Source organism: Streptomyces afghaniensis, from assembly GCF_044327915.1.
Taxonomy (GTDB): Bacteria; Actinomycetota; Actinomycetes; order Streptomycetales; family Streptomycetaceae; genus Streptomyces; species Streptomyces afghaniensis.
The window spans coordinates 54,295-76,277 of sequence record NZ_JBIRGJ010000011.1 but is presented as its reverse complement, the minus strand read 5'-3'; the positions used below and the strand labels follow the sequence as shown (position 1 = coordinate 76,277).

Annotated in this window: 17 protein-coding genes; 8 read left to right on the top strand and 9 right to left on the bottom strand. The window is 72.2% G+C overall.

All coding sequences use genetic code 11. The features are described 5' to 3' along the window. Window positions 1-12 precede the first annotated feature (12 nt). The 4 genes from ACH4G3_RS36840 to ACH4G3_RS36825 are packed head-to-tail and all read left to right on the top strand — an operon-like array spanning window position 13 to window position 4,321. Window positions 13-963 carry a TIM barrel protein gene (locus tag ACH4G3_RS36840; RefSeq protein WP_397628551.1) on the top strand — a complete coding sequence of 317 codons (951 nt, stop codon included), beginning with the start codon at window positions 13-15 and terminating at the stop codon, window positions 961-963. 10 nt (window positions 964-973) lie between these two features. Beyond that, entirely contained in the window at window positions 974-2,413 is a 1,440-nt protein-coding gene (locus ACH4G3_RS36835; RefSeq protein ID WP_397628550.1) for a sugar porter family MFS transporter, read from the top strand. A gap of 22 nt (window positions 2,414-2,435) precedes the next feature. Beyond that, window positions 2,436-3,455: a Gfo/Idh/MocA family protein gene (locus ACH4G3_RS36830; RefSeq protein WP_397628549.1), complete on the top strand. Its 1,020-nt coding sequence runs from the start codon at window positions 2,436-2,438 to the stop codon at window positions 3,453-3,455. Then, on the top strand, window positions 3,452-4,321 hold the full coding sequence (locus ACH4G3_RS36825) for a sugar phosphate isomerase/epimerase family protein (protein WP_397628548.1): 870 nt from the start codon (window positions 3,452-3,454) through the stop codon (window positions 4,319-4,321). Before ACH4G3_RS36830 ends, ACH4G3_RS36825 begins: the two co-directional genes overlap by 4 nt. A gap of 62 nt (window positions 4,322-4,383) precedes the next feature. Here the strand turns inward: ACH4G3_RS36825 and helR are convergent, their stop codons facing one another. Both helR and ACH4G3_RS36815 read right to left on the bottom strand, forming a co-directional pair. Continuing rightward, window positions 4,384-6,543, bottom strand: a complete 2,160-nt coding sequence (gene helR, locus ACH4G3_RS36820; RefSeq protein WP_397628547.1) for an RNA polymerase recycling motor ATPase HelR — start codon at window positions 6,541-6,543, stop codon at window positions 4,384-4,386. 153 nt (window positions 6,544-6,696) lie between these two features. Beyond that, window positions 6,697-8,157 carry an aldehyde dehydrogenase family protein gene (locus ACH4G3_RS36815; protein WP_397628546.1) on the bottom strand — a complete coding sequence of 487 codons (1,461 nt, stop codon included), beginning with the start codon at window positions 8,155-8,157 and terminating at the stop codon, window positions 6,697-6,699. 170 nt (window positions 8,158-8,327) lie between these two features. On the opposite strand from ACH4G3_RS36815, the gene ACH4G3_RS36810 reads away from it, so the two are divergent. Both ACH4G3_RS36810 and ACH4G3_RS36805 read left to right on the top strand, forming a co-directional pair. Continuing rightward, window positions 8,328-10,745 (top strand): SpoIIE family protein phosphatase, encoded by a 2,418-nt coding sequence (locus tag ACH4G3_RS36810; RefSeq protein ID WP_397628545.1) that lies wholly within the window; start codon window positions 8,328-8,330, stop codon window positions 10,743-10,745. 114 nt (window positions 10,746-10,859) lie between these two features. Further along, window positions 10,860-11,744 (top strand): Gfo/Idh/MocA family protein, encoded by an 885-nt coding sequence (locus tag ACH4G3_RS36805; protein WP_397628544.1) that lies wholly within the window; start codon window positions 10,860-10,862, stop codon window positions 11,742-11,744. 40 nt (window positions 11,745-11,784) lie between these two features. Here ACH4G3_RS36805 and ACH4G3_RS36800 read toward each other — a convergent pair whose 3' ends face one another. Beyond that, window positions 11,785-12,672, bottom strand: coding sequence for a GNAT family N-acetyltransferase (locus ACH4G3_RS36800; protein ID WP_397628543.1), 888 nt, complete (start codon window positions 12,670-12,672; stop codon window positions 11,785-11,787). A 197-nt stretch (window positions 12,673-12,869) separates the two neighbouring features. Between ACH4G3_RS36800 and ACH4G3_RS36795 the strand changes: the two genes are divergently transcribed. Then, complete coding sequence (locus tag ACH4G3_RS36795; protein ID WP_397628542.1) at window positions 12,870-13,991, top strand: PP2C family protein-serine/threonine phosphatase; 1,122 nt, start codon at window positions 12,870-12,872, stop codon at window positions 13,989-13,991. 150 nt (window positions 13,992-14,141) lie between these two features. Then, the gene (locus ACH4G3_RS36790; protein WP_397628541.1) at window positions 14,142-14,348 is read left to right on the top strand and encodes a hypothetical protein; all 207 of its coding nucleotides are present in this window, start codon (window positions 14,142-14,144) and stop codon (window positions 14,346-14,348) included. Window positions 14,349-14,366: 18 nt separating this feature from the next. On the opposite strand, the gene ACH4G3_RS36785 is transcribed toward ACH4G3_RS36790, so the two are convergent. The 6 genes from ACH4G3_RS36785 to ACH4G3_RS36760 form a co-directional block, all read right to left on the bottom strand. Beyond that, window positions 14,367-14,858, bottom strand: a complete 492-nt coding sequence (locus ACH4G3_RS36785; protein WP_397628814.1) for a DUF5709 domain-containing protein — start codon at window positions 14,856-14,858, stop codon at window positions 14,367-14,369. A 91-nt stretch (window positions 14,859-14,949) separates the two neighbouring features. After that, window positions 14,950-16,104 (bottom strand): Nickel transporter NicT, encoded by a 1,155-nt coding sequence (locus ACH4G3_RS36780; RefSeq protein ID WP_397628540.1) that lies wholly within the window; start codon window positions 16,102-16,104, stop codon window positions 14,950-14,952. Between the two features lie 168 nt (window positions 16,105-16,272). After that, the gene (prcB, locus tag ACH4G3_RS36775; RefSeq protein ID WP_397628539.1) at window positions 16,273-17,121 is read right to left on the bottom strand and encodes a proteasome subunit beta; all 849 of its coding nucleotides are present in this window, start codon (window positions 17,119-17,121) and stop codon (window positions 16,273-16,275) included. A gap of 78 nt (window positions 17,122-17,199) precedes the next feature. Beyond that, entirely contained in the window at window positions 17,200-18,696 is a 1,497-nt protein-coding gene (locus tag ACH4G3_RS36770) for a hypothetical protein (RefSeq protein ID WP_397628538.1), read from the bottom strand. 163 nt (window positions 18,697-18,859) lie between these two features. Beyond that, the gene (locus ACH4G3_RS36765) at window positions 18,860-21,223 is read right to left on the bottom strand and encodes a glycoside hydrolase family 65 protein (protein ID WP_397628537.1); all 2,364 of its coding nucleotides are present in this window, start codon (window positions 21,221-21,223) and stop codon (window positions 18,860-18,862) included. After that, window positions 21,220-21,960, bottom strand: coding sequence for an HAD family hydrolase (locus tag ACH4G3_RS36760; RefSeq protein WP_397628536.1), 741 nt, complete (start codon window positions 21,958-21,960; stop codon window positions 21,220-21,222). The genes ACH4G3_RS36765 and ACH4G3_RS36760 overlap by 4 nt, the downstream gene beginning before the upstream one ends. Window positions 21,961-21,983: the final 23 nt, after the last annotated feature.

Here is a 21,983-nt window from a genome sequence, read left to right as displayed (position 1 = left end):
AGGACTCTCACCATGGCAACGGTGCCAGCCCCGCTGCGTACGACCGTCGGCAACCTGTGCCTCGGCTCCGCCCCCGACTCCTGGGGCGTCTGGTTCCCCGACGACGAGCACCAGGTGTCGTACACCCGCTTCCTCGACGAGCTGGTCCAGGCCGGGTACGAGTGGCTGGAGCTCGGCCCGTACGGCTACCTCCCCACCGACCCGCAGCGGCTCAAGGCCGAACTGGACGCCCGGGGTCTGAAGGTCTCCGGCGGTACCGCGTTCGGCGCTCTGCACCGGCCCGAGGCGTGGGACGAGATGCTCGCCCACGTCCGGCAGGTCGCCGCGCTGACCGCCGCCGCGGGGGCGCACCATCTCGTCTTCATCCCGCCGATGTACCGGGACGAGAAGACGGGTGCGTTCACCGAGTCGCCCGAGCTGACCGCCGAGCAGTGGGCCAGTTTCGGCCGGGCCGCCGACCGGCTGGGCAGGCTGCTGCTGGAGGAATACGACGTACGGCTGGTCGTCCATCCGCACGCCGACAGCCACATCCAGACGCAAGCCGAGATCGAACGGCTGCTCAACGAGTCCGACAGCCGTTACACCAGCCTCTGCCTGGACACGGGACATGTCGCCTACGGCGGCGGGGACAACCTCGATCTGATCCGCCGCTTCGGTGAGCGGGTCGGCTACGTGCACATCAAGCAGATGGACCCGGAGATCCTGGCGCAGGTCGCGGCCGAGGACCTGTCCTTCGGCGAGGCGGTGAAGCGCGGGGTGTGCGTGTCGCCGCCGGCCGGGGTGCCCAAGCCGGCCGACGTGGTGGCCGAACTCGCCAAACTCGACGCCGAGTTGTTCGTGATCGTCGAGCAGGACCTGTACCCGTGTGCTCCCGGGGTGCCGCTGCCGATCGCGGTCAGCACCCGTGAACACCTGGCCGGCTGCGGCCTGTCGGGTACCCGGCGCCCGAACATCGACAGGTAAGGAGCGGCCCATGGACGTCACGGACGACACGACACCGGCCCCCGTCCCGCCCCCCGCCACCGCCGTCGCGGACGACGCTCCCCCGGCGGTCGGGCGGCGACTGCGGCTGATCACGATCATCGCCACGTTCGGCGGTCTGCTCTTCGGCTACGACACCGGTGTCATCAACGGCGCCCTGCCCTACATGACCGAGGACCTCGGCCTGACCCCGGTCACCGAGGGCATGGTCACCAGCTCGCTGCTGCTGGGTGCCGCACTGGGCGCGGTGACCGGCGGCCGGTTGTCGGACGCGCGCGGCAGGCGGCGCAACATCCTGCTGCTGGCCGTGCTGTTCTTCGTCGGCGCGCTCGGCTGCACGCTCGCCCCCACGACCGAGGTGATGATCGTGGCGCGGTTCGTGCTGGGTCTCGCGGTCGGCGGCGCGTCGGTGACCGTGCCGGTGTATCTCGCGGAGGTGTCGCCCGCCGAGCGGCGCGGTGCCCTCGTGACCCGCAACGAGCTGATGATCGTCAGCGGTCAGCTGCTGGCCTTCACGTCCAACGCGATCATCGCCCAGGTCGGCGGCGAGTCCGGTGGCGTGTGGCGCTGGATGCTGGTCATCGCGACGCTGCCGGCGGTGGTGCTCTGGTTCGGCATGCTGGTGATGCCGGAGAGCCCCCGTTGGCTGGCCTCCCAGAGCCGCTTCGGGGAGGCCCTCGAAGTCCTCAGGCAGGTGCGCTCCCAGGCCCGGGCCGAGGCCGAGCTGAAGGAGGTGTCCGCGCTCGCCGTCAAGGACGAGCAGGCCAAGCTCGGCGGCTGGCAGGACATGAAGAGCACGCCGTGGCTGCGCAAGCTGATGTTCGTCGGGTTCGGCATCGCGATCGTGCAGCAGATCACCGGCGTCAACACGATCATGTACTACGGCACGCAGATCCTGACCGACGCCGGTTTCGCCGCCGACAGCGCGCTGACGGCGAACATCGCCAACGGCGTGATCTCGGTGCTGGCCACCTTCGTCGGGATCTGGCTGCTGGGCCGGGTACCGCGCCGCCCGATGCTGATGACCGGCCAGATCGGCACGACCGCCGCCCTGTTGCTGATCGGCGTCTTCTCCCTGGTGCTGCCGTCGGGTGACGCGCGGGCGTTCGCGGTGCTCGCCATGACGGTCACGTTCCTCGCCTTCCAGCAGGGCGCGATCTCCCCAGTGACCTGGCTGATGCTGTCGGAGATCTTCCCGATGCGGATGCGCGGCTTCGGCATGGGCATCGCGGCCGTGGTGCTGTGGCTGACCAACTTCGTGATCGGGCTGGTCTTCCCGTCCCTGGTCTCCGGGATCGGGATCTCCAACACCTTCTTCCTCTTCGTGGCGGCGGGCCTGCTGTCGCTCGCCTTCGTCCAGCGCTACGTCCCCGAGACCAAGGGCCGCACGCTCGAAACCCTCGAAGCCGAACTCCGCACCCGCTTCTCCTGACCCTCCCTCCGAAGGAACGACCATGACCGTACGTGTAGGCGTCATCGGCGCCGGAATGATCGGCCAGGACCACATCCGGCGGCTCACCGAGGTCGTCACCGGGGCCGCCGTCACGGCCGTGACCGACATCGACGCCGGGCGCGCCGCCGAGGTGGCGGCCCGGGTGGGGGCCACCGCGCTGCCCACCGGCGCGGAGCTGATCGCCTCCCCCGACGTGGACGCCGTCCTGGTCACCTCCTGGGGCCCCACCCACGCCGAGCACGTCCTGGGCGCGATCGCGGCCGGCAAGCCGGTGTTCTGCGAGAAGCCGCTGGCCACGACCGCCGAGGACTGTCTGCGGATCGTGGAGGCCGAGCGGGCGCACGGCCGCCGCCTGGTGCAGGTGGGCTTCATGCGCCGCTTCGACGCCGGATACCGCCAGATGAAGGAGGTGCTGTCGACCGGCTCGCTCGGGGCCCCGCTGATCGTGCACTGCGCCCACCGCAACCCGACCGTGCCGGAGTCGTACCACTCCGCCATGGCCGCCCAGGACACGGCCGTGCACGAGATCGACGTGCTGCGCTGGCTGCTCGACGACGAGATCGTCTCCGCGCAGGTGGTCACCCCACGCGCCACGAGCAAGCGCTTCCCGCATCTCAAGGACCCGCAGATCATGGTGTTCGAGACGTCCGAGGGCGTCCGGATCGACCTGGAGGTCTTCGTCAACTGCCAGTACGGCTACGACATCCAGTGCGAGGTCGTAGGCGAGGACGGCCTGGTCCGGCTGCCCGACCCGGCGGCCGTCGGGATCCGCACCGCCGCCCGGCACGGCACGGGTGTGCTCCAGGACTGGAAGGACCGGTTCGCGGAGGCCTTCGACACCGAGTTCCGCGAGTGGGTCGCCGCCGTGGCCGCCGGCACCGAGCCCACCGGCCCGTCCGCCTGGGACGGTTACGCCGCCACCGTCATCACCGACGCCGCAGTCCGGTCCCTGGAGACCGGTGGCGAGACCGTCACCGTCGACATGAAGCCCCGCCCCGCGTTCTACGGAGGGACCGCGTGAAGATCGCCCTCGACCCCTACATGTTCCGCGCCCTGCCGATCGACGACATGGTGCGCACGGTGGCCGAACTCGGCTACGAGTACATCGAGTTGTCGCCCCGCGCCGACTTCATGCCGTTCTTCCTGCACCCGCGTGCGGACGACGCCCGGGTGGCCGAGCTGAAGCAGTCGCTGCGCCGGCACGGTGTGCGGCTGTCCTCGGTGCTGCCGCTGTACAAGTGGTCCTCGCCGGACGAGACCGAGCGGCAGGCCGCCGTCCGCTACTGGAAGCGGATGATCGAGATCACCGTCGAGCTCGAATGCCCGCTGATGAACTCGGAGTTCAACGGCCGCCCGGAGCGCGCCGCCGAGAGCGAGGCCGCCTTCTGGCGCTCGCTGGAGGAGCTGCTGCCGGTGTTCGAGCGCGAAGGCATCGCTCTGAACCTGGAGGCGCACCCGGACGACTTCTGCGAGGAGAACACGCCCGCCGTCGATCTCGTCCGCGCGATCAACAAGCCGTGGGTGAACTACCTGTACTGCGCCCCGCACTCCTTCCACCTCTCCGGGGCCTCGGAAGTCGGCGCCGACATCGCGGCGATGATGCGCTACGCCGGTGACAAGCTCCAGCACGTGCACATCGCGGACTCCTTCAACCACAAGGGCTCGTCCGGGCTGCGCTACATCCTCAACCCGCCGGGTACGGCGGCCCGGATCCACCAGCACCTCGACATCGGCCAGGGCGAGGTCGACTGGGACGCCTTCTTCGGCACGCTGCGCGAGCTGGGCTTCGACGGTGTCGCCACGTCCTGTGTCTTCGCCTGGGAGGAGCGGGCCCGGGAGTCGTCGGCGTTCATGCTGGACCGCATCCGCAAGGAGCTCGCCGCCTGAGGGGCGTCCTGGAACCTCCGGCCGGGGCCCCCACTGCGGGAGGGTCCCGGCCGGAGCCCGTCTCAGGAGCTCGTGAGGACGACGAGCTGCTGGGTCGCCCGGGTCATCGCGACATAGTGGTCGACCGCTCCCTCGATGCCGGTGCCGAAATCCTGCGGGTCGACGAGGACGACCAGGTCGAACTCCAGCCCCTTCGACAGCTCCGGGGTCAGCGAACGCACCCGGGGCGAAGCCGGGCGGAACCCGGGATCGCCGATCACACAGGCGACCCCGTCCGCGTGGGCGGCGAGCCAGGTGTCGAGGACCGAGTGCAACTCCGCCGTGGATCCGTGCACGACGGGAACGCCGCCGCTGCGGATCGACGTCGGCACATTGGCGTCCGGCAGCGCGGCCCGGATGACCGGCTCGGCCTCCGCCATGATCTCCTCCGGCGTCCGGTAGTTGATGCTCAGCGAGGCCAGGTCGACCCGGTCGAGCCCGACCCGCTCCAGCCGTTCCCGCCACGACTCCGTGAACCCGTGCCTGGCCTGGGCGCGGTCCCCGACGATGGTGAAACTGCGGGACGGGCAGCGCTGCAGCAGCATCTGCCACTCCGCGTCGGTCAGTTCCTGGGCCTCGTCCACGACGATGTGGACGAACGGTCCGGCGAGCCGGTCCGGGTCGGCGGTGGGCAGGGCGCTCTCGTCGACCAGGGAGTTGCGCATGTCCTGCCCGTGCAGCATGACCAGCACGCCTTCGCCGTCGTCGTAGCTGTGGGCCTCCAGCAGGTCGTCGATGACGTCGGCCATGCGCTCGCGCTGGGCGGCGACGGCGGCCTCCCTCCGGCGCGCGCGCCGGGACGCCTCCGGGTCGCCGAGCCGCTGCCGGGCCGCGTCCAGCAGCGGCAGGTCGGACACCGTCCAGGCCTGGGGCTGCGCGCGTTGCAGCGTGCGCACCTCGTCGCGGCTGAGCCAGGGAGCGCACATCCGCAGATAGGCCGGCACCGACCAGAGGTCCCCGACGAGGTCGGTTGCCTCCAGGATCGGCCAGGCCCGGTTGAAGGCCGTGAGCAACTCCCGGTCCTGTGACAGCGACTTGCGCAGCAGAGCCTCGGAGACCTCGCCCTCGTGCTTGTCCACGAGGATCGTGAGCAGTTCCTCCCAGACCTGGTCGCGGGCCTCGTTGTGCGGTGTGCCGGGTTCCGCGGCCTCGAACGCCACGGCCCAGTCGGCGGCGCTCAGGCGGATGTCGGACCAGTGGGTCGTGACCGTCATGGCCTCGGTGGGCGGCTCCTCGTAGAACCGGACGGCGATCTCGATCGCGCGCACCATGTCCGCGGACGACTTCAGGCGGGCCACCTCCGGGTCGGCCTCCTCCCCGGCCGTCGCTCCCTCGTCGACGAGGTCCCGCAGGATGCAGGTCTGCACGCCCTCCTCGCCGAGGCTGGGCAGGACGTCGGCGACGTAGGACAGGTACGGCCGGTGCGGTCCGACGAACAGCACGCCGCCCCGGCGGTGCTGCCCGAGGCGCGGGTCGGAGTAGAGGAGGTAGGCGGAGCGGTGCAGGGCGACGACGGTCTTTCCGGTGCCCGGGCCGCCGTCGACGACGAGGGCGCCGCGCGAACCGGCGCGGATGATGGCGTCCTGGTCGGCCTGGATGGTGCCGAGGACGTCCCGCATCCGGGGCGAGCGGTTGGTGCCGAGGCTGGCGATGAAGGCGGACTGGTCGTCGAGCGCGGCGTGCCCGTCGAAGGCGTCGGCGGTGAACACCTCGTCCCAGTAGTCGCTGACCCGGCCGCCGGTCCAGCGGTACCGGCGGCGGCTCGCGAGCCCCATCGGGTTGGCGTGGGTGGCCCCGAAGAACGGCTCGGCCGCCGGGGATCGCCAGTCGACCAGCAGGCGGCGCCCCTCGCGGTCCGTGAGGCCGAGCCGCCCCACGTACACGGGCTCGGAGCCGTCGGTGGCGACCATGTGCCCGAGGCACAGGTCGAGTCCGAAGCGGCGCAGTGCGCGCAGGCGGGCGGTCAGCCGGTAGATCTCGGCGTCCCGGTCCATCGCCTGCCGTCCCTTGCCGCCGGGGGCCTTGCGCTCGGCTTCGAGACGGTCGGACAGTTCGGCGATCGACTGCTCCAGGCAGTCGGCGACGGCGGCGAAGTGCCGCTCGTCCGCGGCGATCAGCGCCGGATCGGCTTTGTGTGAGAGGCGGTCGGGAAGGTCGAACGCGCTCGTGGTCAGGGGGGTCACGTCATGCTCCCGTTTCCGCAGGTCCTGGGCCTAGGCCGGACAGTTTGCGGGAGACATGGGGCCTTGCCGCAAGACCCCCTGCGTGTTATAAGTTGAGAGTGGCAAGGAGAGGACTCCTTGCCTTTCTTCGTCTGGGCCGCCGTCCGTGCGATGTCACGCCGGTCCGGGTGCCGTCATCCAGCGCCACTGGGTGAACTCCTCCAGACTCGCTGTGCCGCCGATGCGGGAGCCGTTGCCGGAGATGCCCATGCCTCCGAAGGGGGCGTTCGCGGCGTCCTTGGCCGAGACGTCGTTGATATGGACCATGCCGGTGCGCAGTCGCTCGGCGACAGCGGTCGCCCTCGGTACGGAGCCGGAGTGCACGGCGGCCGTCAGGCCGTACGCGGTGTCGTTGGCGATCTCGACGGCCTCCGCCTCGCTGTGAAAGGCGATCACAGGGGCGACGGGACCGAAGATCTCCTCGGTGAACGCGGGCATGGCCTTCTCGACGCGGTCCAGGACGGTGGGTGGGTAGAAGAGTCCGTCGCGTCGGCCGCCGGTGAGCACCCGCGCCCCGCCGGCCACGCTCTCGTCGACGATGCGCTCGATCCTGGTGGCCAGCCGCTCGCTGATGATCGGGCCGAGACTGACGCCCTCCACTCGGGGGTCACCGACGCGCAGGGCCCGCGCGTGCCCGATCAGCGCGTCGGTGTACGCCTCGACCAGGTCGGCATGGACCAGGTGGCGGCCGGCGGCGACGCACGCCTGTCCCTGGTACCCGAAGGTGCTCACGGCTCCGGCCAAGGCGGCCGCGTCCACATCTGCGTCCTCGAGCACGACGAGCGAGTTCTTGCCGCCGAGCTCCAGAACGACCCGCTTCAGCCCCTCGCCCGCCACCCGGGCCACGACGCGTCCGGCCTCGGCGGAACCGGTGAACGCGACCATGGCGACATGAGGATCCGCCGCGACCGCCTGCCCGGTCTCCGCGCCGCCCGGCAGGACGTGCAGCACCCCCTCGGGCAGTCCGGCGTCCTCGAAGAGCCGCGCCACGAGGACGCCCCCGGACACCGGAGTGAGGGGGTCGGGCTTGAGCAGCACGGTGTTGCCCAGCGCCAGTGCGGGCGCCAGCACCCGCACCGCGAACAGCAGCGGCGCGTTCCACGGGTTGATGACGCCGACGACACCGAGGGGCACCCGCCACGCCAGACTCGTTCCACCGGGCGTCTGCGGGGCCAGCACCTCGCCCCTGGGCAGGGACGCGAGTCCCACGGCGTGCGTCAGTTGGGCGAGGGCGGCAGTGATCTCGTAGTCGCCCTTGGCGGGGACGCCGGCTGACTCGCGGACGATCCAGTCGCGGATCGCAGCGCTGTGTTCACGCAGCGCGGAGGATGCGCGCAGCAGGACCTCGATACGGTCGGAAGGAGCTGCCTCGGCCCAGTCTCCGGCGGCCCGGGCGGCCCGTGCGCCGGCGCGGGCGACGTCTGCGGAGGAGGCGACGCCGATCTCGGCCAGTGCGTGTCCCGTGGCCGGTTCGATCACCTGGCGTGTGCCGCCCTCGGATGCGCGCCAGCCCGAGCTGTAGATCTTCCCGGCCCACTCGGCCCGGTCCGGCCACCGTTCGCCGTCGCCCGTCATGGGTGCCGCCCTCCGTCCGGGGTCGGTGCCGCCGTCCTGACATGAGGACCGATACACGCCTGTCTGTCACTCTTGTTGTCTAGTGTCGTAATGGTGAAGGTGCGGCGCACCTCGGGTTCAGGGCGATGCTGGACAGCGGGCCCAGGGCGGGAGCGAGGGCAGATGACGTGATGACCGGATCCGCGTCCGCCTGGGGCGACGGCCCGAGCGCCTGGTCGCGAGACCGTGTCGACGGTGCGGCGACGGCCAGGGTCGTCGTCGATGGCCTCGGTGTCGTGACCGAGTGGAACGAGGGGGCGCGGCGGCTGCTCGGTTACCGGGCCCCCGAGGTGGTCGGTCAGAAGGCCGCCGCGCTTCTCGCGGACGGCGCTCCGACTCACGCGCTGCACTCGCTGACCGGCCTGCGGAGGTGGAGCGGGACGGTCACGCTGCTGCACCGGGACGGCCACCGCCTCACCGTCGGGCTGCTGGCCCATCACCGGGAGGCCGACGGGAACGACTGGCTGCTGGTGTCACCGGTGGTCAGACCGGCACCGACGCCGGAGGACGATGCGTTCGTGCGGCGCAGTTTCGCCCAGGCTCCCTACACGATGGCTCTGTACGACACCGGACTGCGGTTGCGGTGGGCGAACGCGGACATGGAACGGGTGACGGGCCTGTCCGAGCAGGAGATGCGCGGCCTGCGGGTGACGGAGATCGTCCTCCACCCGGAGAGCGAACGGACCGAGGAAGGCATGCGAACCGCGCTGGAGACCGGTCGCCTCCAGGAGCTCGGAGCCGCGCTGCACCTCGCCGGCCACGAGCGGGAGAGCGTGTGGTCGGTGTCCCTCGTCCCGGTACGGGACTCCGACGGCCGGCTCGAAGGTGTCCTGCTGTCGGCCCACGACGTGACGGAGCAGCACCTCGCGCGGCAGCGACTGGCCCTGGTCAACGACGCCAGCCTGCGGATCGGCAGCACCCTCGACCTGCCCCGGACCGCGCAGGAACTCGCCGACGTCGCCGTCCCACGGTTCGCGGACTTCGTCACGGTCGATCTCCTGCCCGCGATCGAGGGGGGCGAGGATCCGCCGCAGGGTTCTCCGCAGGGTCCGGTGATGCTGCGCCGGGTCGCCTGTCAGTCGGTGCTGGAGGGCTGCCCGGAAGCCGTGGTGACGCTCGGGACGGTGGCGGCCTACCCCGAGGGCTCCACCGCGGCGGAGTGCCTGGCCGCGGAACGGCCACTCATCGAGCACATCACGCCCGCCGCCCTGGAGGATCTGGACCGGACGGCCCCACAGCGGGCCGAACGCATGCGGCAGTTCGGGTTCCACTCGGTGCTGGCGGTACCCATGCGTGCGCGTGGCCTCACCCTGGGAGTGGCCACGTTCTCCCGCCATCGCCGGCCCCAGCGCTTCGAGCAGGACGACCTGCTGCTGGGCCAGGAGATCACCGCTCGGGCCGCCGTGTGCATCGACAACGCCCGGCGGTACACCCGCGAGCGCGACACCTCCCTCACATTGCAGAGCAGCCTGCTGCCGCAACGTCTCCCCGAGCAGGCGGCTCTCGATGTCGCCTTCCGCTATCTGCCCGCCAGCGCCCGGGCCGGTGTCGGCGGCGACTGGTTCGACGTCATTCCGCTCTCCGGCGCCAGGGTCGCCCTGGTCGTCGGTGACGTCGTGGGTCACGGCATCCAGGCCTCGGCGACCATGGGGCGGCTGCGCACCGCCGTACGCACGCTGGCCGATGTCGACCTTCCCCCCGACGAGTTGCTGACCCACCTCGACGACCTGGTCAACCATGCCTCCGGCGGCGGCACCACGGCCCCGCTCGACGGCGACATCGGCGCCACCTGTCTGTACGCCGTCTACGACCCCGTCTCGCGCCACTGCACGATCGCCCGCGCGGGCCACCCCGGGCCGGCCCTCGTGGCACCTGACGGCACTGTCGAGTTCCTCGACGTTCCGGCAGGCCCTCCCCTCGGCCTGGGCGGCCTGCCCTTCGAGTCGGCCGAGCTGGAACTGGCCGAGGGCAGCCTCCTCGTCCTCTTCACGGACGGGCTCGTCGAAGTTCGCGGACGTGACATCGACGAAGGGATCGCCGCCATGCGCGAGGTGCTGCGGCGACCGGCTCAGGACCTGGAGGCCGTGTGCGATGCCCTGTTGCGCACCCTGCTCCCGGATCGCCCCTCCGATGACGTGGCGCTCCTCGTGGCCCGCACCCGGGCCCTCGACGCCTCGCACGTGGCGACCTGGCAGGTGACGCCGGACCCCGCCGCAGTCGCCGAGGTGCGCAAGGCCGCTTGCCGGCAACTGTCCGTGTGGGGCCTGGGCGATGCCGTGTTCGTCACCGAGTTGGTCGTCAGCGAACTGGTCACCAACGCCATCCGGTACGGCCGGCCTCCCATCGAGCTCAGACTGATCTACGACCGCACCCTCATCTGCGAAGTGTCCGACGGCAGCAGTACCGCGCCCCACCTGCGTCGGGCCCACACCTTCGACGAAGGTGGACGCGGGTTGCTCCTGGTCGCTCAGCTCACCCAGGGCTGGGGATGCCGTCAGATGACCAACGGCAAGACCATTTGGGCTGAGCAGTCGCTTCCCGGCGACTGAGGTGCGCAGGGGCCCGGCCTCCCCTGCGGCCGGTTCCGTATGACACGCTCTTCGGCGAGCGGGCGGCCGAGGAACGGCCGCCGGCTGTTCATGGCACCGTGGAGAGGCGGCGGCATGCGGATAGGACTGCTCGGCACCGGCCCATGGGCGCAGATGGCCCACGCACCCGCCCTGAGCGGGCACCGCGAACTCGACTTCGCCGGGGTGTGGGGACGCCGTCCCGAGGCGGCGAAGGAGCTGGCGGAGCGGCACGGTGTCCGGGCGTACGACGACGCGGACGCGCTGTTCGCGGACGTGGACGCGGTCGCCCTGGCGCTGCCTCCCGAGGTGCAGGCCGGGCTCGCCGCGCGGGCGGCACGGGCCGGGTGTCACCTGCTCCTCGACAAGCCCCTGGCGGCGACGGTGGAGCAGGGGCGGGCGGTGGTCGAGGCCGTCGAGGAGGCCTCAGTCGCCTCCGTCGTGTTCTTCACGACGCGCTTCCAGCCCGTGCCGGAGGCGTGGATCACCGAGCAGGCGGCGGTGCCGGGCTGGTTCACGGGGCGGGCGCAGTGGCTCGGGGCGGTGTTCAGCAGCGAGAGCCCGTTCGCCACGCCGTGGCGGCGGGAGAAGGGCGCCCTGTGGGACGTCGGGCCGCACGCCCTGTCCGTCCTGCTGCCGGTGCTCGGTGACGTGCGACGCGTGACGGCGGCCGCGTACGGCCCCGGGGACACGGCCCATGTCGTCCTCGACCACACCGGCGGCGCGTCGAGCACCCTCACCCTGAGTCTGACGGCACCGCCCGCCGCGTCCGGTGCCACCGTGGAGCTTCTCGGGGAGGCCGGGGTCGCGGTCCTGCCGGAGGGCTCCGACGGAGCGGTCCCCGCGCTGATGCGCGCCGCGGACGCCCTGCTCGCCACCGCCCGGACGGGCCGTCCGCACGCGTGCGACGCGGCGTTCGGCCTGCGGGTCACGGAGATCCTGGCGGCGGCCGACGACCTGCTGAACGGCGGCGCGCGTTAGTCCACAGCGCCGGGCGGGCCGCTGGAACACGGCCGGGTTCCTATGCCGGTTCGAAGTTGAGGCGTTCCCTGACCACCGGGAAACCGGCCTTGGTGAAGTTCGCGGCCATGGGGAAGTTGCCCCGGTCCGTGGCGGCCGCGACGAACTCGGCGCCCCGCTCCGCCAGGAAGTGGGTGCACTCGGCCAGCAGGTCGTAGGCGTAGCCGCGGCCCCGCTGTTCGGGCAGGACTCCGATGAAGCCGATGCACGGGCCCGACGGGTTGTGGGCCGGGATGTGGATGCCGACCGGTTCGCCCTGCGGTGTGGCGGCGACCTGCCACCACTCGCGGGGCGACGGGCACCAGCGGAAGAAGTCGAGTTCCTCCTGGGCCGCCTGGTCGAGGCCGCCCTGCTCGACGGCTTTCAGCGCGTGGGCGTCCAGCGTGGCGGAGTGGATGCGGCGCAGCGCGTCGAAGAACACGGCGTCGTCCGGTTCGGCGCGGAACACCAGGCGCCCGGGCCGCTCGGGCAGGCCGCGGTCGGGCGTCCACCGGTACAGCAGGCGTTCCACCAGGAGGTCGTAGCCGGCCTTCCGCGCGGCGGTGACCCGGGTCTCGGCGGCGGCGTGCAGGGCCGGGTCGTCGCGCCAGCCCGCGGGCAGATTCAGTTCCAGTTCCACCTGCCAGGGGGCGGAGCGCAGGAGTGCCGCGCCCGCTTCCTCCTCGCCCTCCGCCACGTCGAACCAGTTGAGGTTGACGGGCTCGGTGTCGTCGGGGCCGCCCCACCAGGCACCGCGGGCCACGACCCTGCCGTCGCGCAGGGCCACCCGCTTCCAGTCGGGGCGGTGCCGGGTCTGCCGGTGGCCCTCACGGGCGCCCAGCGGATCGGGCAGGGTGTCGAAGAGATCGGCGTCGCTCGCGTCGAGCGCTCGGATGACCACATCGGTCACGGAAATTCCTCCAGGAAGAGCCGGTCAAGCGATCAACGATGTCCTCAAGTGGCGGTTTCAGCAAGGGATTTCCGCCCTGACGGACGGGCTGTTCCGCGACGGTGCCGTCGCCGCTCCCGACGACCGCACGACGGGACCGGTCGCCGCGATCCCCGACCCGGAGTGCGGCGCCCGGTGGGGCGTAGCAGCGTGGTGGTGTGAGCAGTGTGCGCGCCCGGCTGCCGCGTCGTGACAGGGGCCGGGACCGGGGCCGGCGGGGCTGGCTGCGCGGCGCACCGCCGCCGGTGTGGGCGCGGGTGCTGCCGTCCGTGCTCCTGGCGGGCGTCTGCACGGCTGAGCTGATCAGTCCGGAGCCGCTCGACATCGGCTTCCTGCTGGGTGCGATCCCGCCGCTGGCCGTGCTGGCACACGGGCCGGTCGTGACGGCGGTGCTCGGTGCGCTGGCGGTGGTCGTGCTGACGGTCCCGGTCTTCCGTCTGAACGATCCCGGCAGCACCGATGTGCTGACCGTGTGCTTCGTCGCGGTGCTGAGCGTGCTGCTGTCGTACGTGCGCAGCAGGCGCGACGCGCAGCTGGTCACCGAGCGGGCCGTCGCCGAGGCCGCGCAGCGGGCCGTGGTGCCGCCGCTGCCGGAGCGGGTCGGGCCGGTGCGGTGCGCGGGGCTGTACCGGGCGGCCCAGAGCGGGACGCTGGTCGGGGGCGACTTCTTCGACGTACGCGCGGGACCCTACGGCGTACGGGCGGTCATGGGCGATGTGCAGGGGCACGGGCTGTCGGCGGTGGCGACGGTCGCGTCGCTGCTGGGGGCGTTCCGGGAGGCGGTGCTGGACCAGCCGGATCCGGAGGCGGTGGCGGCCCGGCTCGACCGGAGGCTGGCGGTGGACTCCGCGGGTGAGCCGCATGCCGAGCTGTTCGCGACGGCCGTGCTGCTGGACTTCTCCCCCGACGCGGGTGTGGTGCGGATCGTGGCGTGCGGGCAGTCCGGGCCCTTGCTGTTGCGGGACGGGCAGGTCGTCGAGCTGGACGTCGAGCCGTGCACGCCGCTGGGGCTGGGTCTCGCCGAGACCGCTGCGCCGAAGGTCGTCTCGGTACCCCTGCGGGCCGGTGACCGGCTGTTCCTCGCGTCCGACGGTGTCACCGAGGCCAGGGACGCGGGCGGGGTCTTCTATCCCCTGGCCGACCGGCTGCCGGGCCTCGCCGACGAGGATCCGGCCGAGCTGGCCGAGCGGGTGTGGACCGACCTCGTCCGGTACTGCCCAGATGTGCGGGACGACGTCACGATGCTCGTGCTGGCGCCGCGTCCGCGGGGCGGGTCCTGACGACGGCCGGCGGCGGGGCCGGGCTCCGGTTCCGGTGCCTGGTGCGGGGCTCTCCGGATGCACTCCGGGCTCTCACGTTGAATGGTGGTCTCGGACCCGTTTTTCAGCACCGGGGCCGCACCAGCGATCCGGACCCTAGGAGCAGAGAACATGTCGACTTCACAGCCCGCCGCGTCCCGGCCGCCCGAGGACCGCGCCACCCCGGACCGCCTGCTCCACGCCCGCACCGGCACCGACGTGTCGCCGGAGGACCTCGTCCTCGCCTCGGGCAAGGACCTCACCCCGCACACCCTGGAATGGGCCAGGCGCAAGCTGGCCGCGGAGGGCCCGGCCGCGCTGGAGAAGCTGCTGCCGTAGCCCCCCCCCGGCCGGGGGTCACACCCTGTCGTCGTCCTCCGGCAGGGCGCTGTCGTCCTCGACCACGTGCACCGCCGCCTCCTCGGCACCGGCCGCGCCCCCGTCGATGCCGATGTCCGTCGCGACGGTCTCCTTCGTCGTGTCGGGGTGGGCGCCCTCGTCCGGGGCGACCAGGCGGCCCGCACGGTTGGTGCCGGCCTCGGGGTCGACCGGCTCGCCGTCGCTGTCGGGGGTGTCGCCCACGCCGTCGCCGACGGGCTCGGCGGACACGTCGGGGACCTCCTGGGAGAGCCGGTCGTCGAGGGTCTCGCCCTCGTGCTGCTCGGCGGCGGTCGTGCCGCGCTTGGTGACGCCGAGCGGCTTCTCCGGCGGGGAGTAGCCCTCGTCGAGGGTGTCGTCGTAGGTCCGTTCGTCGACGGCGTCCTGGAGGTCCAGAGGCGCGGCGTCCTCCTGCTCCTCGTTGCTCCCGGTGGGCTGGTACGCGTCGTCCGCCATCGGCTCGGGGCGCATCGGTTCCGTGCCCATCACTTCTGCCTCCCTGTCGCGCTGCGTCGACTCGTTCGTCTCATGTGCCCGTTCCGCGTTTCCCGTTACGCGGGCTCTAACCTTCCCGCCCCGTCCGGGCCAGGCCCCCCGTCCACTTCTCCTCGATGCGCCCGAGCCTCCACACCAGCAGCGCGACGACCCAGGTGGCGACGAACAGCGCTACGACGACGTACCCCAGGACGTTGAGGTCGAGGCCGGAGATCCATTTCCAGAAGGGGCCGTGCAGGCCGAGCCGCGCCACGAGCAGACCGAGGAGTTCGACGGTCCCGATGAGCAGGGCCACGGCGACGGACAGGCCGGTGATCGTGAGGTTGTAGTAGACCTTGCGGACCGGCTTGGAGAAGGCCCAGCCGTAGGCGAAGTTCATGAACGAGCCGTCGATGGTGTCGAGGAGGCACATCCCGGCGGCGAACAGGACGGGCAGGCACAGGATCGCGTACCAGGGCAGGCCGGACGCGGCGCCGGAGCCGGCCAGCACGAGCAGGGCGATCTCGGTGGCGGTGTCGAAGCCGAGGCCGAAGAGGAGGCCCAGCGGGTACATGTGCCCGGGCTTGGAGACCGACTTCATGACACGGCCCAGGAGCCGGTTCAGCAAGCCGCGGTTGTCGAGCTGCTCCTCCAGGGCGGCCTCGTCGTAGTGGCCCGAGCGCATGCCGCGGAACACCTTCCAGATGCCGGCGAGGATGACGAGGTTGACGCCTGCGATGAGGTAGAGGAACGTCCCGGAGACGGTCGTGCCGATCAGGCCGGTGACGTCGTGCAGCGAGGAGCCGTCGTCGCGGACCGGCCCGGCCAGGGTCTTCACGCCGAGGGTGAGCAGGAAGGCCAGGGCGAAGACGACGCTGGAGTGGCCGAGGGAGAACCAGAAGCCGACCGACAGCGGCCGCTGCCCCTCGCCCATCAGCTTGCGGGTGGTGTTGTCGATGGCGGCGATGTGGTCGGCGTCGAAGGCGTGCCGCATGCCGAGCGTGTACGCGGTGACGCCGATGCCGACGCCGAAGGTCTGCGTGCCGATGGCGCGGTGCTCGGGGGCGACGATCGCGACGAGGGTGAACCAGCCGATCACGTGCAGGGCCACGATGACCGCGGCCATCCCCCCGGCCCTGGTCCACTCCCGCCGCGTCATGGAGGTACGGACGCGGTGCCGGACCGTGCGCTGGGCACCAGCCGGGGCGGGGAGGGACGGAGTGGACTCAGGGGCGGCCGTCATCGGGGGGAAGGTCTTTCTGTCGGACGGACGGCTGCGGTGAACAGCCTCGCGCCATCCTCCGGTACCTGCAACACATGTGCAGTAAAGCCCGCGACAGGTCTTGCCCATGGAACCGAAAATTCCGCGGGACCGAAGACCGCGTCGAGCCCGGCCCCCCGCAGCCGGGCGTCAGACCGCGGCGTTCGGTCCGTCCGGCCGACCGCGGCGCTGTTCGACCATCTCGCGGCTGAGCTCCGCCGTCTCCGCCTCCGGCAGCCGTTCGAAGCCGTCCTCGGTGATGACGGACACGACGGGATAGATACGGCGGGTGAGGTCCGGGCCGCCGGTCGCGGAGTCGTCGTCGGCCGCGTCGTACAGCGCCTGGAGCGCGGCCAGGGCCGCCTCGCGCCGGGACATGCCGGGGCGGAACAGTTTCTTCAGCGCGCCCCGGGCGTACGGCGAGCCGGAGCCCTCGGCGTGGAAGCCGAACTTCTCGTAGCGGCCGCCGGCGACGTCGAAGCCGAAGATGCGGCCGCGGCCGCCCTCGGGAGCCGCGGGGTCGTAGCCGGCGAGCAGCGGGACGACGGCGAGGCCCTGCATGGCCTGGCCCAGGTTGCCCCGGATCATCGTGGCCAGCCGGGTCGCCTTCGCGGCGAGGGTCATGGGGATGCCCTCGACCTTCTCGAAGTGCGTCAGCTCGACCTGGTAGAGCTTCACCAGGTCGAGCGCGAGCCCGACGGAGCCGGCGAAGGCCACGGCCGTGTGGTCGTCGGCGGGGTGCACCTTCTCCAGGTCCCGCTGGGCGATCAGATTGCCCATCGTCGCCCGCCGGTCGCCCGCGATCAGCACGCCGTCGCCGTAGGTGAGGGCCAGCACGGTCGTGCCGTGCGGAGCGCCCTCGGCACGGACGCCGTCCGGGAGGATCCGGCGGGTGCCCAGCAGTTCGGGGCGGTGGGCCGCCAGGAACTCGGTGAAGGACGAGGAGCCCGGCGTGAAGAACTCCTCCCCCAGCCGGCCCTCGTGGTCGATCCCCGCCATGGCGTTCCCCCCTCGTCCGTGACCGTCGTCCACCGACTCCTACCTGGACCAGGCGTGCGGGAAACGCGAGTTGACGCCTCAGCGGCCGCTGCCGCGCTGTGCGGGCGGTGCGACGCGGATGTCCAGGTCCGAGATCCGGTGGACGGGCCAGGATCGGGCGTAGCGGGGCGGGGTGCCGCCGGCCGGTGTGATGTGGGCGACCGGGAGGCGGTCCGCGGTGCGCAGGATGTCCGCCACCGTGGTGTTCTCGTTGTGGCCCGAGGTCGCGCCCGAGGAGCAGCCGGTGTAGTAGCCGATCGGGATGGCCTCGTGGCCGGTGAGCAGGCAGGGCGGGCGGACGCCGAGGCGGTGCAGCGCTCCGGCGGTGCGGTCCCAGTCGCGGCGGCTCTCGGTGTTGCGGGAGACGACACCGTCCAGGACGGCGATCTGCGCCGCCAGATGCCCGGCCAGGCCGAGCGCGACCAGTGTTGCGGCCACTGGCCGCCACTTCCGGCCCGGCGTCCTGACCAGGTGCCACAGCGCGTCGGCGACCGGGATGGCGAGCAGCGCGTAGGCCGGCTGGAGGAAGCGGGGCGCCGCGTAGCCGATCATGAACAGGTACGGCAGTGCGGCCGTGGCGGCGCAGGCCAGCGGGATCAGGGTCCGTCCCAGACGCCGGGCCCGGGCCGCGACGAGCAGGCCGAGGCCGGCGAGGACGGGCAGGGTGAACCACCAGAGGGTGACCAGGGGGTTGGGCATCGGCACGGTGCACGGCCGGCACAGGGCCCGCCCGCCCAGGCTGCGCAGCTGGTCGTCGACCGCGATCTGCCAGCCCAGTCCGCCCTGGATGCGGGAGGCGTCCGAGAGCCGCTGCCCGACACCGCCGTGGCCGACGTAGGCCTCGATCACCCATTCGACGGCGCCGGCCGCGAGGCCTGCCACGAGCACGAGGAGGAGCCGCCAGTGGCGGCGCACCAGGGTGAGGACGAGCAGTGGCACGGTCACCCAGACCGCGTCGGTGGGCCGCATCCACGCCATGAGGGCGGCGCCCGCGGCGACGCCCCACAGGGCCGCCCGGGCGGAGGGGTTGGCCCGGGCCCGCAGGAAGCAGCCCACGCTGATCAGGGCGCCGATCGCGACCCAGTAGTTGGGCATGGCCTGCGGACCGTAGAAGAGGGTCACCCACAGGGAGGCGAAGAGGGCGCCGCCCACGACCAGGACCCGGGTCGGGAACAGGCCGCGCCAGGCGCGCAGGGCCAGGTAGAGGGCGAGGCCGGACAGCAGGGCGAGGTAGACGCGCAGCAGCGGCGTGGACGACGACCAGGACGCGATCGGCGCCACGAGCAGGGAGACGCCCCGGGAGCGCGGGGCGCTGAAGAAGGCCGCCGGGGTGTGGGAGGTGACCTGGCTGACGTAGACGATCTCGTCCCAGCCGAGGCCGAGGACGGGCCGGACGAGGACGAGTTGCGCGACGGCGAAGACAGCGGCCACCGCGGCGAGCGGTCCGTCGACGCGGCTTGTACGGCGGGCACCCGACGCGGCCGTCTGCGTGCGTCTTCGTCTGCGAACGAGAATGGCGTTCGCGCCGTCGGACATCGTCCACCCCTTACCCCTACTACGCGCGTAGGGCCGCTGATGACCGCCTCCGGCCCGCGGGCCGGAGGCGGAGGTTCGATGATCGGAAAACATGGTCAAGCTAACCCGCGGGGTGGGGACGTGCAGACCGGAATTCGGCCAAGTGCCTGACTCGATCTGGAGGTCAGCGGGTGTTCGGGGCGCGGTGCGGTGGCTGATTCGGGGCCGGACGCCGGGGCGCCGGGGGGACCGGGCGAGTGACGGGGACGTCCTCACGCACCGTCACCTCGGCGCCGTGATGGCGGATCGTCAGGGGCGGGCCCGAGCGCAGGGTGTACGTGACCTGGCCGGCGGTCAGCTCCACCCGCAGGCACCGGCCGAGGAACCCGACCGAGAAGGCCAGCCGGCTGTACCTCTCGGGCAGGCGCGGCGCGAACCGCAGGCCACCGTCGGCGCACCGCATACCGCCGAACCCGGCGACCAGCGCCATCCAGGTACCGGCCAGCGAGGCGATGTGCAGTCCGTCGCGGGTGTTGTGCTCCAGGTCCCCGAGGTCCATCAGCGCGGCCTCGGCCGTGTAGGCGCAGGCCAGGTCCAGATGGCCGGTCCGGGCGGCCATGACGGCCTGGACGGAGGCCGACAGCGAGGAGTCCCGTACGGTCAGCGGCTCGTAGTACGCGAAGTTGCGGGCGATCTGCTCCTCGGCCTGGTTGTCGAAGGCCTCCTCGAAGAAGCTGCCGCAGGTGTACATCGCCAGGACCAGGTCCGCCTGCTTGATCACCTGCTTGCGGTACAGGTCGAAGTACGGGAAGTGCAGCATCAGCGGGTACTGGTCCGGGCCCGTGCGGTCGAAATCCCAGCGCTGGTAGCGGGTGAAGCCGGCGTGCTGTTCGTGCACCCGGAGTTCGTCGTTGTAGGGGACGTGCACGGCCTCGGCGGCGTCCCGCCAGGCGGCCCGCTCCTCCTCGTCGGCGCCGAGCCGGGCCGCCTCGTCGGGGTGGCGTTTGCAGGCGTCGGCGGCGGCCAGCAGGTTCGCCCGGGCCATGAGGTTGGTGTACGTGTTGTCGTCGGCGATCGCGCTGTACTCGTCCGGCCCGGTGACGCCGTCGATGTGGAAGACGCCCCGGTCGTCGTGGTGGCCGAGGGAGCGCCACAGGCGGGCGGTCTCCACCAGCAGCTCCACGCCGGTCTCGCGCTCGAACTCCTCGTCGCCGGTGGCCGCCACGTACCGCACCACGGCGTCCGCGATGTCGGCGCCGACGTGGAAGGCGGCCGTGCCGGCCGGCCAGTACGCGGAGCCCTCCGAGCCCTCGATGGTGCGCCAGGGGAACGCGGCGCCGCGCAGGCCGAGCTGGGCCGCGCGCTCCCGGGCGGCGGGCAGGGTGTCGAGGCGCCAGCGCAGGGCCTCGGCGGCCGCGGCCGGCGCGGTGTAGGTCAGCAGCGGCAGCACGAACGCCTCGGTGTCCCAGAAGGCGTGGCCGTCGTAGCCGGAGCCGGTGAGCCCCTTGGCGGGGATGGCGCGCTGTTCGGCGCGGGCGCCGGCCTGGAGGACGTGGAAGAGGGCGAAGCGGACGGCCTGCTGGATCTCCTCGTCGCCGTCGACCTCGACGTCGGCGCGCGCCCAGAAGTCGTCGAGGTAGGCCCGCTGGTCCTTCAGGAGCCCCCACCAGCCGCTCTGCGCGGCCGCCGCGAGGGCCGCCTCGACCTGGTCGCTCATCGCGGGCCGGGAGCGCGCGCTGGACCAGCCGTGCGCCACGAGTTTCTCCACCCGCAGCCGCTCCCCCGGCTCCAGGACCGAGGTGATGGTCAGCCGGGCCACGTCCACGTTGCTCTCGCTGCTGGTGGTGGTCCGTTCCGGGCCGGTGACGAGGTGGTCGGCGGCCACGGCGACCCTGAGGCCGCTGCGCCGGGTGCGGTGGACCAGGCGCAGCCTGCTGCCCGAGGCGAGGTCCTCCTCCGGTTCCAGCGGCGACTTCAGCGCCCGTGCGGCGCGCGGGTCGCCGTCCGGCTCGGGCAGGCTCTCGTTGGCGACGAGCTCCGACTGGACGACCACGCGGGTACGGCTGTCGACGGGCTCCACCTCGTACGCCACGGCGGCGATCGCCCGCTGGGTCAGGGACACCAGCCGCGTGGAGCGCACCCGGACCGTCGAGCCGGCCGGGGAGGTCCACTCGCAGACCCGTTCCAGCACGCCGCGCCGCAGGTCCAGGGTCCGCTCGTGGGTGACGAGCCGCCCGTAGCGCAGGTCGAACGGCTCGTCGTCGACCAGGAGGCGCAGCACCTTGCCGTTGGTGACGTTGATGGACGTCTGGCCGGACTCGGGGTAGCCGTAGCCGGCCTCGGCGTAGGGCAGCGGGTGCAGTTCGTGGACGCCGTTGAGGTAGGAGCCGGGCAGGCCGTGCGGTTCGCCCTCGTCGAGGTTGCCGCGCCAGCCGACGTGGCCGTTGGACAGGGCGAACACGGACTCGCTCTGTGCCAGGACGTCGAGGTTGAGCTCCGTCTCGCGCACCGTCCAGGGTTCTACGTTGTACGCCCGCTGTGCGATCACTCCGTGCCCCCCAGTTCGGCGAGGTCCTGCACCACGACGTCGGCGCCGTGCGCGTACAGCGCGTCGGTCTGTCCCACCCGGTCGACGCCGACGACGTACCCGAACCGGCCCGCGCGGCCCGCGTCCATGCCGGCCAGGGCGTCCTCGAAGACGGCGGCCTCGGCCGGTGCGATGCCGAGGTCCTCGGCGGCGGCCAGGAACGTGTCGGGGTGCGGCTTGCCGGGCAGCTTGCGCTCGGCGGCGACCACGCCGTCGATGCGTACGTCGAAGAAGTGCTCGGCGCCGATCGAGCGCAGCACGTCCCGGCAGTTGGCGCTGGAGGAGACGATCGCGGTGCTCAGTCCGTGGGCGCTGACCGCCTCCAGGTAGCGCAGGGTGCCGTCGTAGGCCTCGACGCCGTCGGTGCGGATCTTCTCCAGGACCAGCTCGTTCTTGCGGTTGCCGAGCCCGTGCACGGTCTGCGCGCCGGGTGGGTCGTCGGGGTCGCCGTCGGGCAGGTCGATGCCGCGGGACGCGAGGAAGGTGCGCACGCCGTAGGCGCGTGGCCGGCCGTCGACGTACTCGTCGTAGTCGGACCCCGCGTCGAACGGCCGGAAGTCCGCGCCGTCGCGCTCGCGCAGGAAGGCGTCGAACATCTCCTTCCAGGCGGCCGCGTGCACGACGGCCGTCTTGGTGACGACGCCGTCGAGGTCGAAGAGGCAGGCGTGGATGTCTTCGGGGAGACCGAGCTGCGTCATACAGGTCCGGTTCCCCGGCCGGC

Bases quoted from the DNA above. Each gene is read 5' to 3' on its own strand.
- ACH4G3_RS36840 (WP_397628551.1), top strand. From the start codon at position 13: ATGGCAACGGTGCCAGCCCCGCTGCGTACGACCGTCGGCAACCTGTGC.
- ACH4G3_RS36835 (WP_397628550.1), top strand. From the start codon at position 974: ATGGACGTCACGGACGACACGACACCGGCCCCCGTCCCGCCCCCCGCC.
- ACH4G3_RS36830 (WP_397628549.1), top strand. From the start codon at position 2,436: ATGACCGTACGTGTAGGCGTCATCGGCGCCGGAATGATCGGCCAGGAC.
- ACH4G3_RS36815 (WP_397628546.1), bottom strand. From the start codon at position 8,157: ATGACGGGCGACGGCGAACGGTGGCCGGACCGGGCCGAGTGGGCCGGG.
- ACH4G3_RS36810 (WP_397628545.1), top strand. From the start codon at position 8,328: ATGACCGGATCCGCGTCCGCCTGGGGCGACGGCCCGAGCGCCTGGTCG.
- ACH4G3_RS36805 (WP_397628544.1), top strand. From the start codon at position 10,860: ATGCGGATAGGACTGCTCGGCACCGGCCCATGGGCGCAGATGGCCCAC.
- ACH4G3_RS36790 (WP_397628541.1), top strand. From the start codon at position 14,142: ATGTCGACTTCACAGCCCGCCGCGTCCCGGCCGCCCGAGGACCGCGCC.
- ACH4G3_RS36785 (WP_397628814.1), bottom strand. From the start codon at position 14,858: ATGCGCCCCGAGCCGATGGCGGACGACGCGTACCAGCCCACCGGGAGC.
- ACH4G3_RS36780 (WP_397628540.1), bottom strand. From the start codon at position 16,104: ATGACGGCCGCCCCTGAGTCCACTCCGTCCCTCCCCGCCCCGGCTGGT.
- prcB (WP_397628539.1), bottom strand. From the start codon at position 17,121: ATGGCGGGGATCGACCACGAGGGCCGGCTGGGGGAGGAGTTCTTCACG.
- ACH4G3_RS36770 (WP_397628538.1), bottom strand. From the start codon at position 18,696: ATGTCCGACGGCGCGAACGCCATTCTCGTTCGCAGACGAAGACGCACG.
- ACH4G3_RS36760 (WP_397628536.1), bottom strand. From the start codon at position 21,960: ATGACGCAGCTCGGTCTCCCCGAAGACATCCACGCCTGCCTCTTCGAC.